Source organism: Massilia eburnea (genome assembly GCF_009720745.1).
GTDB classification, from domain to species: domain Bacteria; phylum Pseudomonadota; class Gammaproteobacteria; order Burkholderiales; family Burkholderiaceae_D; genus Rugamonas; species Rugamonas eburnea.
The window spans coordinates 14,160-29,759 of record NZ_WNKX01000007.1 but is presented as its reverse complement, the minus strand read 5'-3'; the positions used below and the strand labels follow the sequence as shown (position 1 = coordinate 29,759).

12 protein-coding genes are annotated in these 15,600 nt (G+C 64.9%); 6 read left to right on the top strand and 6 right to left on the bottom strand.

The genetic code is table 11. From position 1 onward, the window contains the following. Positions 1-40 precede the first annotated feature (40 nt). The 6 genes from GM658_RS10905 to GM658_RS10880 form a co-directional block, all read right to left on the bottom strand. Entirely contained in the window at positions 41-2,458 is a 2,418-nt protein-coding gene (locus tag GM658_RS10905; protein WP_155454081.1) for a family 20 glycosylhydrolase, read from the bottom strand. A 113-nt stretch (positions 2,459-2,571) separates the two neighbouring features. Next, complete coding sequence (locus GM658_RS10900) at positions 2,572-3,102, bottom strand: arsenate reductase ArsC (protein WP_443093810.1); 531 nt, start codon at positions 3,100-3,102, stop codon at positions 2,572-2,574. A gap of 182 nt (positions 3,103-3,284) precedes the next feature. After that, on the bottom strand, positions 3,285-4,118 hold the full coding sequence (locus tag GM658_RS10895) for a universal stress protein (RefSeq protein WP_155454080.1): 834 nt from the start codon (positions 4,116-4,118) through the stop codon (positions 3,285-3,287). A 48-nt stretch (positions 4,119-4,166) separates the two neighbouring features. Further along, entirely contained in the window at positions 4,167-4,529 is a 363-nt protein-coding gene (locus GM658_RS10890; RefSeq protein ID WP_155454079.1) for a hypothetical protein, read from the bottom strand. Beyond that, on the bottom strand, positions 4,526-5,365 hold the full coding sequence (locus GM658_RS10885) for a universal stress protein (protein WP_170298771.1): 840 nt from the start codon (positions 5,363-5,365) through the stop codon (positions 4,526-4,528). The genes GM658_RS10890 and GM658_RS10885 overlap by 4 nt, the downstream gene beginning before the upstream one ends. Before the next feature lie 18 nt (positions 5,366-5,383). Next, positions 5,384-6,028 (bottom strand): cytochrome b/b6 domain-containing protein, encoded by a 645-nt coding sequence (locus GM658_RS10880; RefSeq protein ID WP_155454077.1) that lies wholly within the window; start codon positions 6,026-6,028, stop codon positions 5,384-5,386. Positions 6,029-6,242: 214 nt separating this feature from the next. On the opposite strand from GM658_RS10880, the gene GM658_RS10875 reads away from it, so the two are divergent. From GM658_RS10875 to GM658_RS10850, 6 genes are read left to right on the top strand one after another with little or no spacing between them, the layout of a single operon-like run. After that, positions 6,243-7,232 (top strand): LacI family DNA-binding transcriptional regulator, encoded by a 990-nt coding sequence (locus tag GM658_RS10875; RefSeq protein ID WP_155454076.1) that lies wholly within the window; start codon positions 6,243-6,245, stop codon positions 7,230-7,232. Between the two features lie 27 nt (positions 7,233-7,259). Next, positions 7,260-8,474 carry an AGE family epimerase/isomerase gene (locus tag GM658_RS10870; RefSeq protein ID WP_155454075.1) on the top strand — a complete coding sequence of 405 codons (1,215 nt, stop codon included), beginning with the start codon at positions 7,260-7,262 and terminating at the stop codon, positions 8,472-8,474. After that, positions 8,467-9,393 (top strand): carbohydrate kinase family protein, encoded by a 927-nt coding sequence (locus GM658_RS10865; protein WP_155454074.1) that lies wholly within the window; start codon positions 8,467-8,469, stop codon positions 9,391-9,393. Before GM658_RS10870 ends, GM658_RS10865 begins: the two co-directional genes overlap by 8 nt. Further along, entirely contained in the window at positions 9,390-11,828 is a 2,439-nt protein-coding gene (locus GM658_RS10860) for a GH92 family glycosyl hydrolase (RefSeq protein ID WP_155454073.1), read from the top strand. Before GM658_RS10865 ends, GM658_RS10860 begins: the two co-directional genes overlap by 4 nt. A 34-nt stretch (positions 11,829-11,862) precedes the next feature. Beyond that, positions 11,863-13,128, top strand: coding sequence for a sugar MFS transporter (locus GM658_RS10855; protein ID WP_155454072.1), 1,266 nt, complete (start codon positions 11,863-11,865; stop codon positions 13,126-13,128). Continuing rightward, on the top strand, positions 13,115-15,529 hold the full coding sequence (locus GM658_RS10850; RefSeq protein WP_155454071.1) for a glycoside hydrolase family 31 protein: 2,415 nt from the start codon (positions 13,115-13,117) through the stop codon (positions 15,527-15,529). The genes GM658_RS10855 and GM658_RS10850 overlap by 14 nt, the downstream gene beginning before the upstream one ends. Positions 15,530-15,600 lie beyond the last annotated feature (71 nt).

The following is a 15,600-nucleotide window of genomic DNA, read 5'->3' as shown; positions in this document are numbered from 1 at the left end:
ACAATGGCAGCATGATACGACATTTGAGCGGCGCCCCGCCTCAGTTGTTTTCGATGCGTGAAACCCAGCCCTGCCGGCCGTTATGGCCGATGGCGGCGACCTTGATCAGGCCTCTTTCGGCAATTGGGCCCTGCACCAGCGGGCTGGCGGCACTCGGGTCGCTGCCATCGCTGGTGTAATGCAGCGGCACGCCGGGCAGATCATGATTGGCGTAGACCTTGCCGCCTTCCTGTTTCAAGCCGGGCGGTGCGAGGCGGTAGTTCACCTGGCCGAGCCCTGGCAGGACGCGTTGTCCCAGTACGTTGACGAAGCCCGACCATGCACTGCGGTGCAAGGCTTCGGCCTTGACTGGGTCTGCTTCGATGGCCCAGGCAGGCTCCGGCGCCCAGGCGCGTTCGGCCAGGGCCAGCAAGCGTGGCAAGAGCAAGTACTCCATCTCCGGCCGCGTGCGTACCGTTTCGGTCCAGAGTGCACCTTCCAGGCCGAGGATATGGCGCTTGCCGTCCTCCGTCAGGCGTTCCTGGACAGCAGCCGGGATGCCGCTGCGTTTCGTATGGTCGAAGGGGACGTAGTCGTAGATGGCGTCGATGTCCGTTGCGCCGGCCCAGGTGGCGCCAGGCTCGCCGGGGTTCTTGTTATAGGTCATGTCCAGGTAGAACCTGGTAGCGGGAGCCAGCACAGTGTCATACCCGGCGTTGGCGAGGCGATAACCAAGATCGGCCGCATTCCCGGTATTGTTCCAAACATAGACTTTGAATCCGCGCTGCATGAAATGAGGATTGGGGGCTTGCCTGCGCTTGCCCTCGGCCATTTCGGCGCGCGTGCCCAGCTCTTCCCAGCCGGACGCCGCCAGGCCTTGCCGGCGCAGGATGGCTTCGACGCGGTCGTAGAAATAGTTCCACAGCCCGGCGGTGCCTTGCAGGTTCCGGCTGGCGATCAAGCTTTGGCTGCGCGGCGACTTTTCCCAAGCGCCGAGCGGCAGTTCGTCGCCGCCGACGTGCAGCGTGCGCAATGGAGCGCCGGCTTCGCGGTGCAGCGCGGCGACCTGCTTCACCACATGCTCGATAAAGGTATAGCTTGATTCGAGGCCCGGGTTGATCACATTGTCGTTATATTCCTGCGCTGAGCGGTATTCCGAGCGGTCTTCCAGGTCGTTCAGCAGGAACTGGCCGGCGCCAGGTTTGCCGGCAGCTTTCAGGCGGCGATAGCGTGCTTCCATTGCCTGCACTGCGGCGCGGGCATGGCCCGGCATTTCGATTTCGGGGATGACTTCGATGTGGCGGGCCGCTGCATAGCGCAGGATTTCGAGGTAATCGGCGCGGGTGTAAAAACCGCTGCCATGCTTGTCATTGGGGCTGGGGCCGGAACCATAGGCCGGCTGCAGGCGCACGCCCGATATGTTGCTGTGGCCGCGCACCGCGCCGATGCCGGTCAGTTCGGGCAGGCCGGCGATTTCAAGCCGCCAGCCTTCGTCATCGGTCAGGTGGAAATGGAATGCGTTCAGCTTGAAGCGCGCCATCAGGTCCAGCAGGCGCAGCACGGACTCCTTGTCCTGGAAATTACGGCTGACGTCCAGCATGAAGCCTCGATAGGCGAAGCGTGGCGCGTCGGTGACCGACAGTATCGGCAGGTCGACTGGGCCGCTGGCGCGGCCATCAGGGCGCACTGGCAGCAGGTCGCGCAGCGATTGCAGGCCGTTGGCGACGCCGGCGGCGCTGTTGCCGGTGATGGCGATGCCCTTGGCGTCCACCTCCAGGGTGTACGCTTCGGGCGAGGCCTGGCCTTCAACCTGGCCGATTGCGAGGCGCAGCGAGGATCGCGCGAGGCGCGCGGCGCCTTTGGGCCAGTAAGGGCGCAACAGGCTTTCGGCGAGGGTGCGTTCCGCTTTCAGCGCCGGGGCGGCGATAATCGCGGGGGCGATGGCAAGGTGCAGGGTGCCTTGGCCTTGTTGCAGCTTGAGCGGAGTAGGGAAGATTGGGGGCAAGGCGGTTGCGGGCAAGACGTCGGCCTGCTCGTTGCGCTGGTAAAGCTCCTGAGGAGATATCAAATCCGGCTGCGGCAGGATCTTCAAATCCCCGATGGCCTGGGCTTGTTCAGGCATGTTGTCGTAGACCAGGTAAAAGCCCTGCGGCGCCTTGTAGATTTTCGTCATGGCAGCGGATTTGTGGGAGCCGAATTCCAGCGCCTGTCCCTTTGCCAGGCCAGCAAAGCCAGTTTGCGGACGCAGGCGATACAGGCTGCCGGCCACGTGCTCGACCGCTACCTTGTCCTGCGACGCTCCCGTCGCACATTCCATGCAATTGAAGTAGATCGACCATCCTGTTGCCGGCAGCGGTGCGGGCTCCAGGTTGGTCATGGTCACTTTGTTTGATTGCTGGTCCCAGCGCACTTGCAACTGCGCGGCTTGCGAGGCGGTCATGCACAGCAGCGCCAGGCCGATCGTACTCTTGAAAATCATGGGCGAACCGAATAGGGTGGACAAAAATGTGCTAACCGTAGCACATGTTTTGTCCGAAAAACCGGGACCTTTCGATTTCTTTAATGCGGGGGCGGTGGCAGGCGCCCCTGCGATTAATTCATGACACCGGCGATTCTTGCGATTTTGCGCTGCAGCGCCATTTCATCGAGTGCGTCGGTGGGAAGGTTGCGGAAGATCTCGACGCGTGCCCTGATTTCGCGGCAGGTTGCTGAATACTCGCTGCGGATTTCGCGGTCCGATCCGCGCGTGGCGGCTGGATCCCGGAAATCCCAGTTCGCCGTGACGGGCTGCCCAGGCCAACGAGGGGGGACTTCGCCGCCTGCGGTATTGCAGACTGTGATCACGAAGTCCATTTCCGGTGCTCCCGGTGTCGAATACTCACTCCAGGACTTGCTGCGCAAGTATTCCGGTGCGTAGCCGATCAGCCGGATTTGCTCAAGTGTGAAAGGATTGACTTCGCCGGCAGGCGCGCTTCCGGCGCTGAATGCGCGAAAACGGCCAGCGCCGGCAGTATTCAGCAACGCCTCCGCAATCAGGCTGCGCGCCGAATTTTCGGTGCAGAGGAACATTACGCTGTAAGTTTTCTGATTGGCCGGGGCGGCCAGGACATCTTTGTTTTCCACGAAATTCGATAGCAGGGTGGTGCGAAACTCCTCATCCTATCGAAGCTTCATGACAGCATGATGACATGGCTCGCCCAGCCTTGGTCATGTCCGCTGCAGGCCGCGCGAGGCCTGGGCGACCAGGCCATAGCATCGCCGCGGTCGTGCAATGGCTGCTGGGCGACCGCCTTGGGCCAGTGGACTCAATGCATCATCAGCACGGGTAGCGTGGCCTGGGACAGTACGGTACGGGTGGCGCCGCCCATGACCATCTCGCGGAAGCGGCTGTGGCCATAAGCGCCCATCACCAGCAGGTCGGCGTCGAAATCGGCGGCCATCGACAAGATGGCCTGGCCGGCATCGGCCGGGTGCGGGCGGCGCAGGACCTCGACCTTCAGGTCATGCCGCGCAAGATACAGAGCCATATCGGCGCCGGGTTCCGCGCCATGGTCGTCCCGTTCCGCGCCGAATACCGCCAGCGTGACCTGGCCTACGCCGCGCAGCAGGGGCAGGGCGGCGCTGATGGCGCGGGCTGCCTGCTGGCTGCCGTTCCAGGCGACGAGCGCGCGGCGGGAAGGGACGCCGAAACTGCCGCTGCGCGGCACCAGCAGCACGGGGCGGCCGCCTTGCAGCAGCACCTGTTCCGGCAAGTCATGCAGCAAGCCGCCCTGTTCCCGGTCAGTCGGATCGGCCTGGCCCAGCACCACCAGGTCGGCGTAGCGCGCCTGCAGGCAAAGACCGGCATATTCATCGACGTTGTCGCGCCGCTTCTCATAAGAGCAGGCAGCGCGGTTGGCCAATTCCTCGAACTGGGCCAGCGCCTGGTCGGCGCGCTCATTGGCCTGGCGCAGGTGCTCGGCGATCAGCATGCCGCTGCCATCGTAGGGGCTGCCGGCGAGCATGTAGCGCGGTACTCCGGTCATGGCTGCACCGACAAGGTGGGCGCTTTCGCGCAGCGCCAGCTGTGCGGCCAGGTTGATGCGGGCGGCCGAATTGGACGCGCGGTCCACGTGGACCAGGATGGTACGGTATGGCATGAATGTCTCCTTGGATAGGTTGAACCTCTTGGAGCGTAACGTGCGAAGTCATGATAGCAGGCTGTGCGCAGCGCCAGCTCCATCGAGCAACTGCGCCGCCGTCTGGTTATGCGCCTTCAGTTCGTGCAAGCGACGGCTGCAGCGCTGCATTTCACGCAAGCCCCTGATGGCCAGGTAGGTGCCCAGCATCACCAGTACCGCGCTCAAGACCAGCAGGGGCAGGAGCAGCAGTACCTCTTCGCGGAAGCGGTAGCTGCCGGAGGTGGCGATCAGGAGTCCCAGCACCGACAGGGGCAGGGCGAATACGCCGATGCCGGTGCGCAGCAGGGACAGGGCCGTCCGCTCCTCTGCCAGCAGCAGCTGGATTTCATTGGACAGCAGCAGGAAGCCGCCGGTTGCAGGCTGCTTCATTGCGTCATCAGGAGCGCCACCGGGCTCTGCTCGATCAGGCTGGCGGTGGTGCTGCCCAGGACCCAGTCGTGCATGCGGCTATGGCCATAGGCGCCGGCCACCAGCAAGTCGATGCTGTGCTTGCGCGCCAGGTCGCACAGGGCGCTGCCGGTTTCCTGCACGGTGTCCAGGCCCAGCACCTGCACGCTGCGGTGGTGGCGCGCCAGGTAGGTGGCCAGGTCGGCGCCCGGTTCGGCGCCCATGTCGATGCGTTCCGCTTCCGGGTTGGCCACCGCAATGTACACCTGCGAAGCGCGCTGTATCAGGGGCAGGGCGAAGGCCAGGGCCCGGCTGGCGCCGGGGCTGCCGTTCCAGGCGATCATGATCTTGTCGAACTTGGCTGGAGGCTGGCGCAACCCAGGCGGCACGAGCAGTACCGGACGTACGCACTGCGTCACCAGGCGGCCGGGCAGGCGGGAAGGGGCGAGGACGCCGTAGTCGGCCACGTCCTGGGTGCCGGCTACCAGCAGGTCGCAGTAGCGCGATTCCAGGATCAGGGCCTCCACTGCGGAAGTGTCCAGCAGGCGCGATTCGAAGGAGTCGACATCGGCCTCGAAGCATTGGCGTTCGAAGGCCTCGAGCCGGCTGCGCGCCTCCTGGCGCAGCAGCTCCGGGTCGGGTGCGGGCATGATGGCCATCGGCGCCCCGGCCGCCAGCAGGGTGTTCAGCTCGAGCCAGCCGCTGACGGCGGTGCCGACCAGGTGGGCGCCATGGCCGCGCGCCAGGCCCGCTGCCACGGCGAATGTGGCAGGCATGCCGGACACCGGGCTTACGTGAACAACAATCGTTTTGTACATGATGCGCTCCATGTCGGGTTATGAAATTTTCCATTGCAGCCACCAGAAGGCAGCTACGCCCAGCAGCAGCAGCCAGCCGATGCTGTGCCAGCCGCGCCGCAGGCCCTGTCCCGCGTCACCGGCCTTTTTCCCGCTGAACATCGATGCCACCAGGTTCTCGTGGTGCAGGCGGCTGCTGACGATCACCCCGGCAACGTGCAGCAGCACCACGGCGAGCATCAGGTTGGCAATGGTTTCGTGGATCTCTTCCCATTGTTCGCCGCTGGTCTCCTGCAGCGCGAACCAGCCGCTGGCCGTGGTCAGGGCGCCCAGTACCAGCAGGGCGACGATGGCCAGCGCGCCGGCCGGGTTATGTCCAAGGAAATGTTGCGGCTTCCCCTGCAGCAGGGAACGCAGGTAGCTGGCCACCGCCGCAGGTCCGCGTACAAAGTCGCTGAAGCGCGCGTGACGCGAGCCGATGAAGCCCCACACAAGGCGGAAGACGATCAGCCCGGCCATGGTGTAGCCGAGGGTGGTGTGCACCGTTTTCAAGCTTTCGCTTTCGGAGGTGAGATAGGCGCCCGCAAAGCACAGCACCATCAGCCAGTGGAAGACGCGCACGGGCACATCCCACACCAGGATCTTGATGCTGTTGGCGGCCAGGGGGACGTGGGTAGGTTCCATGGGGGACTCCTGTTGGCAGTATGGTATGAGCCCATGCTACGACCCGGAGCGCGCCGATTCCATGATCCAGGTCAAACGGCGCCACCATCATGCGTGTTTACTAAAACGCGCTAAAAAGCGCCTTTTTCGCGCCGTTTTTAACCGTTGTCCCAAATGGCAAATATATACTGGACCGGTACTTCTACTGTTTATTAAACTTTCCGTGGAGTTCCTTATGAGCCAGGTCACGATCCGCGACATCGCCGAGGCGACCAGTCTCTCGATTGGTACCGTATCGCGCGCCCTGAAGAACCAGGCGGGGATGACGGAGCTCACGCGCGACAAGGTGCGCGAGGCGGCGCGCCGCCTTGGCTACGACTTGTCGCAATTGAAAAAAGGCCGCATCCGCCGCATCGCCTTCCTCCTCCACAGCCAGCACAACACACTGGCCTGCAGCCAGTTCTTCTCGCCGGTGCTGCATGGCGCCGAGGCAGCTTGCCGGCGCGAAGGCATCGCCCTGTCCTTTATTGCGGTGGGGCCGGCGGAGCCGGTCATGGCGCAGATCCGCCTGCACCAGCCGGACGCCATCCTGTGCGCCGGCTTCTTTGAGCCGGAAGCACTCGCCGCACTGCAGCAGGCCGGCAAGCCGCTGGTGCTGGTCGACATGCATAGGCGCGGCTTTACCTCGGTGAACCCGGACAATGTGCGCGGCGGCTACCTGGCCACACAGCATCTGCTGCGCTGCGGCAGGAAACGCATCGCCATGCTGCACGGCTCCCTGGCCCACTACAGCATCGCGCAGCGCAACCGCGGCTTCCGCCAGGCGCTGTTTGACGCCAGGGTGCACGCCGATCCGGAACTGGAAGTCAGCATTCCCGCCATGGGCGAAGGGGACGACGCCGTGGCGGAGGCGGTGCAAAGCCTGCTGGACCTGCCCAAGCGCCCGGACGCGCTGTTCTGCTACAACGACAGCACGGCGCTGATCGCCATGCGGCACTGCCTTAGCCAAGGCCTGAAGATCCCGCACGATATTGCCATTGTCGGTTTCGACGGCATCAGCAGCGCCGCCGCCGCCATTCCGCCGCTCACCACCATCGAGGTGGACAAGGAAGCGCTGGGACGTGCCGGCATCGAACGATTGCTCCACAAGACTGAAGAAAACAACCCTAACGAAACCACCCTGCCGGTCAACCTTATCGTGCGCGAAAGCAGTTACGACGACTAGTGCGCCACCAACCTGGAACCCCCGTCCATGCCAATTTTCCCGAACTTCCGCAGCAAGCTGGTATTGCTCGAACATGCGCAGCACAGCATGCGTTTCTACCACCCGCGCGCTATCGATCCGAACGGCGGCCTTTATCACTATTTCAAGGACGACGGCACGGTGTACGACAGCCGTCACCGGCACCTGGTCAGCAGCACGCGTTTCGTGTTCACTTATGCCATGGCGTACCGCCAGTTTCACGATGCGGGCTACCTGGAAGGGCTGAAGCATGCGCTGCGCTTCCTCCGCGTCGCCCACCGCGACCCGGTGAGCGGCGGCTACGCCTGGATGCTGGACGGCGACAAGGTGGAAGACGGCACCCAGCATGCCTACGGCCTGGCTTTCGTGCTGCTGGCCTATGCGCACGCCACCATGGCCGGACAAGAGCAGGCGCGCGCATGGATCGGCGAGACTTTCGAACTGATGGAGCAGCGGTTTTGGGATGCGGAAGCGGGCCTGTACGCCGACGAGGCGAGCCGCGACTGGAGCGTGTTGTCCACTTACCGCGGCCAGAACGCGAACATGCATGCCTGCGAAGCGCTGCAGGCGGCCTACCAGGCCACCGGTGAAAAGCGCTACCTGGAGCGCGCTTTCACCATCGCCTACAACATTACCCAGCGCCAGGCGCAGCGCTGCGGCGGGCTGATTTGGGAGCATTACGACACCGATTGGCAGCCGGACTGGAAATTCAATATCGACGATCCGGAAAACCTGTTCCGTCCATGGGGCTACCAGCCCGGCCACTTTACCGAGTGGGCCAAGCTGCTGTTGCAACTGGAAGCGCGCGGCGCCGTGCTGCAAAAAGACCTGGGCTGGCTGCTCCCGACGGCGGAGCGCCTGTTCCAGGTGGCGGTGAACAAAGGCTGGGATGCCGAACATGGTGGGCTGTGCTACTCGCTGGCGCCGGACCTTTCCATCTGCGACTTCCACAAATACTTCTGGGTGCAGGCGGAGAGTGCGGCCGCCGCCGCCATGCTGGCGCAGCGCACCGGCGAGCAATCCTATTGGGACTGGTACCAGCGCATCTGGGAATACAGCTGGACCCACATGGTGGACCATCAGCACGGCGCCTGGTACCGCATCCTGGACCGCGAGAACCGCAAGCTGAGCGACGAAAAGAGCCCGGCCGGCAAGGTCGATTACCACACCATGGGCGCCTGCTACGACATCGTATCGGTGCTGGGAGCGGCCGACCATGCATGATGCGCCGCTGATGCTGTGCGCCGGCGAGGCGCTGACCGACATGATCCATCAAGGCAATGAGCAATGGGTGAGCCGCGATGGCGGCTCGGTGTGGAACGTGGCGCGTGCCTTGGCCACGCTGGGCGAGCGCACGGCTTTCGCCGGCGCCATCAGCCGCGACCGGTTTGGCGCCAGCCTGTGGGCCGCCAGCGAAGCCGTCGGGCTGGACCTGCGCCTGCTGCAGCGCGTTGAGCGTTCACCGCTGCTGGCAATCGTGGAGCAGGGCGAGCCGCCGCGCTACTTCTTCGTCGGCGACGACAGCGCCGACCTGCATTTCGACCCGTCCGCACTACCGGAAGGCTGGTCGCGCTCCTTGCGCTGGGCCCACTTCGGCGGCATCAGCCTGGCGCGCGAACCGCTTGCTTCGCGCCTGGTGGCGCTGGCGGAAAAACTGAAAGCGCAGGGCGTGGCGATCAGTTACGACCCGAACTACCGCAACGTCATGGGCCCGGCCTACGCGCCCGTCCTGCAGCGCATGGCGGCGCTGGCCGACCTGATCAAGGTGTCGGACGACGATTTGCGCGGCCTATTCCCCGGAGTCGCGCTGGATGCGGCGCTGCAGCAGCTGCGCGACGCCAGCCCGGATGCCTATTTCCTGTTCACGCGCGGCGGGCAGGGCGCCAGCCTGCTGCATGGCGCGCAGCGGGCCGATGCCCGTGCACCTGCCGTTGACGTGGTGGACACGGTCGGCGCCGGCGACGCCAGTGTGGCGGGCTTGCTGGCCAGCCTTTCGCGCCATCCGGAGCGCGCCCTGCAAGCGCACCTGCACTCGGCGCTGGCAGCCGGTTCCGCCGCCTGCCTGCAATCAGGGGCGACTCCGCCGCAGCCGGCCGCCATGCAGCGGTTATTCGAAAAACTCCAAGGAGAGGTAAGGCAATGAGTGGAATTCGTACCTTGCGCCTGGCCGGCCTGGCTGGTGTGGGCACCCTGCTGGCTGGGCTCGCGCTGACAGGCGCCATCGCGGCGCCTGCGGCCAAGGCCGATACGCCCGTCAACACCTTCATCGGCACCCAGGATGAAGGCAATACTTTCCCCGGCGCCTCGGCGCCTTTCGGCATGATCCAGGTCAGCCCGACCGGCGAGCATTACGCCGGCTGGCGCTACAGCGACGCGCGTATCCGCGGCTTCGGCCACTCATACCTGTCCGGCGCCGGCTGCTGGGAGCAGGGCGGCCAGCTGTCCGTGCTGCCGGTGACCGGCAGCATCGGCCCTGGCGGCGACTTCGATACCGCCAAGCCGGAAAGTTTCAACGCCAAGCGCTACGCTGCCGAATACCGCCACGAGGGCGAAGTAGGACAAGCCGGCTATTACAAAGTACAGTTGTCCAGCTATGGCGGCATCACTGCGGAAGCGACCGCACTGACCCGCGCCGCCGCCGAGCGCTACAGCTTCGCCGACGGCACAACAGCCGGCCACCTGCTGCTGAACCTGGGCCAGGCCAATGAGCGCCATTCCGTTGTCGGCAGCGAAGTGCAGGTGCTGGACGACCGCAGCGTCGAAGGCAAGATCGTCACCCGCAGCTTTTGCGGCGGCGCGCAGTACACCACGTGGTTCCGCATGGTGTTCGACCAGCCTTTCACCGCGCACGGCATCTGGGACGACCGCGGCGGCTGGCCTGGCGTGAATGGCCCCAGCCAGCAGGGCGACAGCCGTCCGCACGGCGTCTGGCTCACCTTCGACCTGAAACGCGGTAAGGCGGTGACTGCCGTCAGCGCCATTTCCCACGTCGATGCCGAAGGTGCGCGCGTCAACCTGCGCGCCGAAGGCCAGTCCGGCGGCATGCCGCTGACCTTCGATGCGATGCGCGAAAAGGCGCAGGCCAACTGGCAGAAGGAATTGGGCAGCGTGCGCATTGAGGGCGGCAGCAACGATGACCGCACCGTGTTCTACACCGCGCTTTACCACGCGCTGCTGCAGCCGCTGACCGGCAGCGATGCCGACGGCCGCTATCGCGGCTACGACGACGCGCTGCACACCGCCAAGGACTGGACCTATTACGAGTTCTTCTCGCTGTGGGACACCTACCGTGCGCAAAACCAGCTGCTGGCGCTGTTGCGTCCTGAGCGCTCGCGCGACATCGCCAACTCGGTTCTTAAAATACGCGAGCAGGGCAAATGGCTGCCACGCTGGGGCTATGCCAACTTCGACAGCAATGTGATGACCGGCGACCCGGTCACCCCGTTCCTGGTGGACCTGTGGCGTTTTGGCGCGCTGAAAGGCCGCGAGCGTGAAGCCTATGCCGCCCTGCGCGAGAATGCCTATGGCGTGCCGCCGGCGCAGATCCGCGCCGAAGGCCGCGCCGGCAACCCGAGCTACCTGCGCCAGGGTTTCGTGCAGTATGACCGCGGCTTTGTGGCCAAGGGCATGGATATCGACCCGCACCACGGCGCCTCGGCGACGCTGGAATACGCGCTGGCCGACAGCTCGCTGGCGGTGATGGCCAAGGCGCTGGGACAGGCCAAGGATGCACAGGACTTGTCGCAGCGCGCCCTGAACTGGCGCAAAGTATGGGATGCGGACGTGGTGGACGCGCCAACCGGCCAGCGCGGCTTCCCACGGCCGCGCGTGCTGGATGGCAGCTGGTTCGCCGACGTGAACGGCAGCTACGACCCGCGCGCCGAGCGCGGCTTCCATGAAGGCACGGCATGGCAATACCAGTGGCTGGTACCGCAGGACATTCCGGGCCTGGCCGCGGCAATGGGCGGACAAGCCAAGGCCCTGCATCGCCTGGACCTGTTCTTCGATTACGACGCCCTGCTGGCCGATCCGGCGGCGGTACGCAAATCGTGGGTGGTTGGCGCATACAGCTACTACAGCCAGTTCCGCTACAACCCGAACAACGAGCCTGACCTGCACACGCCGTGGATGTACACCCTGATGGGCCAGCCGTGGAAAACCACCACCGTGCTGCGCGCCGCAGAGACCCTGTTCGGCAACGGACCGAGCGGCGTCACCGGCAACGACGACCTGGGCACCATGTCGGCCTGGTACCTGTTCAGCGCCCTGGGACTGTACCCGGACGCGCCGGGCAGCGGCCGCTTCCTGCTGCATGCACCACGTTTTCCACGCGCCGAAATCGACCTGGCGGGCGGCCGCACCCTGCGCATCGAAGCGCCGGAAGCGAAACCGGGTGAACGCAAGTTTGTGCAATCGGTACAATGGGGCGGCCGCCCGCTGTCGCGGGTATGGCTCGATTGGGAGCAGTTGCAGGCTGCAGGTACGCTGTCGTACAAACTGTCGCTGCAGCCCGATACGGCTGGCTGGGGAACACATGGCCGCGACCTGCCGCATGCGCCGGCCGACGCCGCCCAGTGACGGCACACGAATTCAATAATACGGAGGAGACATCATGGCAAACATGGCACACAACACAGCGCCACCCTCGTCGCCGCAAGCGGCGGGCGGCGCGCAGAACGGCACCAATACCAGCGCGATGGCGATCGTTACGACGCTGTTCTTCATGTGGGGGCTGATTACCTCCCTGAACGACGTCCTGATTCCGCACCTGAAGGCGATTTATACACTGTCATACTTCCAGGCGATGCTGGTGCAGTTCTGCTTCTTCGGCGCCTATTTCATCATCTCGCTGCCGGCCGGCGCTTTGATTCGCCGCATCGGCTACCAGAAGGGCGCCGTGGCTGGCCTGCTGATTGCTGCAGCCGGCTGCGTGCTGTTCTATCCGGCGTCGTTCGGCGGCTATGAGCTGTTCCTGTTTGCGTTCTTTGTGCTCGCATCCGGCATCACGGTGCTGCAGGTCGCGGCCAATCCCTATGTGACGGTACTCGGCCCGGCGCGCACCGCGTCCAGCCGCCTGAACCTGACGCAGGCCTTCAACTCGCTCGGCACCACCATTGGCCCGGCCATCGGCGGCCTGCTGATCCTGTCGACGGCGGGCGTCGCGGCCGGCGCGGTTGCTGATGCGGCAACCGTGCGCGGTCCTTACCTGGCGCTGGCCGGCGCTCTGGCGCTGCTGGCCGTCATGTTCTATGTGGCCAAGCTGCCGAAGATCGCGGACAGCGAAGACGTGGCGCTGGCAGGCGAGGGCCATGGCTCCGCCTGGGCGCATCGCCACCTGGTGCTGGGGGCGATCGGCATCTTCCTGTACGTGGGCGCGGAAGTAAGCATCGGCAGCTTCCTGATCAATTTCATCGGCGAGTCCTACATCGCCGGCCTGCCGCACTCCGAGGCATATCACTATGTCAGCATCTACTGGGGCGGCGCCATGGTCGGCCGCTTCATCGGTTCCGCCGTGTTGCGTTTTGCCAGCCCTGGCAAGGTGCTGGCCTTCAATTCGCTGCTGGCGATCGGGCTGGTGCTGGCCGCCGTATTCGGCAAGGGCAGCGTGACGATGTGGGCGATCCTGGCGGTGGGCCTGTGCAACTCGGTCATGTTCCCAACCATCTTCAGCATGGCCTTGAATGGCCTGGGCAAGTACGCCGGCCAGGGGTCCGGCATCCTGTGCATGGCGATTGTCGGCGGCGCCGTCGTTCCTGCGGTGCAGGGCAAACTGGCGGACGTCGTTGGGCTGCAGGCTTCGTTCCTGCTGCCGGCTGCATGCTACGCCTTCATCCTCTACTTCGGCGCCAAGTACTCGAAGATGTATGTGGAACAGTAAGGCTGTCGCCGCGCTTCTCGCGCTGTGCGCGGCGGGCGCAGATGCGGAAACGCTGGACCGCCTGGAGCTGTCGCGCGGCGGTACCGTGCTGGAAGTATCGTCGCCTGCCAGCGGCGTTTTGCGCCTGCGCATGGGGCGCGGGCATTTGCCGGAAGACGCCTCCTGGGCGGTGCCAGGAGACGTGCGCTCCGCCCGGCAGCCGCTGCAGGTTACGCGCAGCGCGAGCATGGTGCAACTGGGTGCAGGCGGCATTAGCGTGCGCATCGATCGCCGCACGCTGCGCGCAGAGGTGCTGGATGGCGGCGGCAAGCTGCTGCTGTCCGACCTTGCCGGCGGCGCTGCGCTGCCGGCGGCGGGCGGCTTCCGCCTGCGGGAGCGTTTGAGCGGCGACGACCATATCTTCGGCCTCGGCGACAAGACCGGCGCCTTCGACCGCAAGGGTGGCGCCTACACCATGTGGAACTCGGACACTTACAAGTTCACGCAGGGCACGGATCCGCTGTACAAGACCATTCCATTCTTTATGTCGGTGAGCGACCGCGGGAAAGCCTTCGGCCTGTTCCTCGACAATACCTGGCGCAGCACCTTCGATTTCGGCAAGACCGAGCGCGATGTGCTGTCGATCAGCGGCGAAGGCGGACCCGTCGACTATTACGTGATGGCCGGACCGGCGCCGAAAGACGTGCTGCAGCAATACGCGCGCCTGACCGGCACGGCGCCGCTGATGCCGCAATGGGCGCTGGGCTTCCAGCAGTCCAAATGGAGCTACAAGAGCGATGCGGAAGTACGCGGCATCGTCCGGCGCCTGCGCAGCGAGCGCCTGCCGGCCGACGTGGTCTACATGGACATCGACTACCAGGACCGTTCGCGACCCTTCACCGTCAACCGTGCGGCATTCCCCGACCTGCCGCAACTGGCGAACGACTTGCGCGGGCAGGGCATTCGCCTGGTGCTGATCACAGATCCCCATATCGCCAATGCGCCCGGCCAGGGCTATGCTGCTTACGACAGCGGCGCCGCGCAAGACCTGTTCCTGAAACTGCCGGGCGGACAGCTCTACTCGGGCGATGTGTGGCCTGGCGCCGCGGTGTTCCCAGACTTCAGCCGCGTGAAGGCGCGCGCATGGTGGGGCGGCTTGTATGCCGATTTCGTCAACGCCGGTGTTTCGGGCTTCTGGAACGACATGAACGAGCCGTCGATCTTCAATGTACGGAGCAAGACCATGCCGTTGGATGTGGTGCACCGCATCGACAGCGACGATTTTGCCCCGCGCAGCGCGACCCACGCTGAGATGCACAACGTCTACGGCCAGTTGAATTCGCGCGCCACGTTCGAAGGCCTGCTGCGGCTGCAGCCGGATGTGCGTCCCTTCGTGCTGACCCGCGCCACCTATTCAGGAGGGCAGCGCTATGCCGTCACCTGGACCGGAGACAACGCCTCCAGCTGGCAGCATCTCAAGATGGGCGTGCAGCAACTGGTCAACCTGGGCCTGAGCGGCTTTTCTTATGCCGGCAACGACGTCGGCGGCTACGCGGGCGAGCGCCCATCGCCGGAACTGCTGACGCGCTGGTTCCAGATCGGCGCCTTCATGCCGATGTTCCGCGCCCATGCGGAGACCAATCGTCCTGACCAGGAGCCGTGGGTAGGAGATGCGGCGCAGGTGGAGATCCGCCGGCGCTTCATTTCCGAGCGCTACCGCTTGCTGCCTTACCTGTACGCCGCAGCGGAAGAAAACAGCCGCAGCGGCATTCCCATGCTAAGGCCCGTGTTCCTGAACTTCCCTGAGGTGCTGGCGAAGGGCGACAGGCTGGGCGGCTCGGAAGACCAGTTCATGGTCGGCGGCGATTTGCTGGTGGCGCCGTCGCCAACGCTGGAGTCGCCCGGCGACTACCAAGTGGAATTGCCAGGGCAGGGCTGGTACGAATATTGGACCGGCAGGCGCCTGGAAGGCAAAACGCTGACCGTTACGCCCGACATCGCCCAGCTCCCGGCATTTGTGCGTCCCGGAGCGATCATTCCGAAACAGCCGCTCGTGCAGAGTACCGCCTTCACTGCCGAAGGGCGGCTGGAGCTGCACGTCTACCCGGGGCAGGACTGCCGAGGCGAAATTTATGCAGATGATGGCGCCAGTCTGGCCTACAAGCGTGGCGGCTTCCTGCGCCAGCGCCTGCGCTGCGAGGAAACGAGAGACGGCTGGCGGGTGACGTTCGACCAGCGCCAAGGCAGCTGGAAGCCCTGGTGGAACGGGCTGGCGCTCTATGTGCACGGCTGGAATGCGGGCGCCGTGCCGCAAGCACGTGCCGCCGGCGCCGCGCTCCCCGTATCGCTCGACAGCGCGCAGGGAGCTGCCGTCGTACTGGCGCCCGACATGGCAAACGGAGCGATCGAAATCAAACGCTAACGCCAAACATGAACCCTGTTGAACACGCCACACGAACTGTGATATCGTTAACTCACATTTTGTGAGGACCC

Coding starts and splice junctions, on each gene's coding strand:
- GM658_RS10905 (WP_155454081.1), bottom strand. CDS start 2,458: ATGATTTTCAAGAGTACGATCGGCCTGGCGCTGCTGTGCATGACCGCC.
- GM658_RS10895 (WP_155454080.1), bottom strand. CDS start 4,118: ATGCCATACCGTACCATCCTGGTCCACGTGGACCGCGCGTCCAATTCG.
- GM658_RS10890 (WP_155454079.1), bottom strand. CDS start 4,529: ATGAAGCAGCCTGCAACCGGCGGCTTCCTGCTGCTGTCCAATGAAATC.
- GM658_RS10885 (WP_170298771.1), bottom strand. CDS start 5,365: ATGTACAAAACGATTGTTGTTCACGTAAGCCCGGTGTCCGGCATGCCT.
- GM658_RS10880 (WP_155454077.1), bottom strand. CDS start 6,028: ATGGAACCTACCCACGTCCCCCTGGCCGCCAACAGCATCAAGATCCTG.
- GM658_RS10875 (WP_155454076.1), top strand. CDS start 6,243: ATGAGCCAGGTCACGATCCGCGACATCGCCGAGGCGACCAGTCTCTCG.
- GM658_RS10870 (WP_155454075.1), top strand. CDS start 7,260: ATGCCAATTTTCCCGAACTTCCGCAGCAAGCTGGTATTGCTCGAACAT.
- GM658_RS10865 (WP_155454074.1), top strand. CDS start 8,467: ATGCATGATGCGCCGCTGATGCTGTGCGCCGGCGAGGCGCTGACCGAC.
- GM658_RS10860 (WP_155454073.1), top strand. CDS start 9,390: ATGAGTGGAATTCGTACCTTGCGCCTGGCCGGCCTGGCTGGTGTGGGC.
- GM658_RS10855 (WP_155454072.1), top strand. CDS start 11,863: ATGGCAAACATGGCACACAACACAGCGCCACCCTCGTCGCCGCAAGCG.
- GM658_RS10850 (WP_155454071.1), top strand. CDS start 13,115: ATGTGGAACAGTAAGGCTGTCGCCGCGCTTCTCGCGCTGTGCGCGGCG.